Raw genomic sequence first — 468 nt, forward strand, 5'->3', positions numbered from 1 at the left:
GGCGTTACCTTGAGCCCAATGATATCCGCGATCTTGCGGCGTAGCGGGCCCTCAGGTTCTTTTTCCAGCAAGAACGTTGAAGACTTACGGGCCTTCACCGTGAATCCGTTACTGAGCCGCACTGTCACGTGTTTCGCGGCAGTACCGCACCGCACGATCTCGCCCTCACCGAATTCGGTGTGGACTGCGCGCCCCTTCAGTTCGGAGAGCGCCGTATCCACGACACCCGAGATACGCTCGCTATCCGCCTCGTCATCAGACGACGTGTAATCGTCTTCCACCTGATTCAGGTAGTCGTCGATGCGCGTAAGCCCCAACTTCTCCATGCCCGCGACGTTGGCACCCGGTGTGTAGTGCACATGCTCCATGATGCCCATGTCGGCAGGCGTCGGCGCAATCGGAATAGGGCGCATCGCAGGACCCTCACCGTACTTCCGTATGTACGCCTTCCGATACTGTTCGTAATCC

The 468-nt window shown here is 58.8% G+C and carries 1 protein-coding gene; it reads right to left on the reverse strand.

The genetic code is table 11. From position 1 onward, the window contains the following. Positions 1–413 (reverse strand): hypothetical protein (locus tag AC1RPY_RS07640; protein WP_481763090.1); only part of this gene is annotated, 413 nt, incomplete at its 3' end. Between the last annotated feature and the right edge of the window lie 55 nt (positions 414–468).

It is taken from the genome of Dellaglioa sp. CoH-56-MRSF-12 (assembly GCF_056782075.1).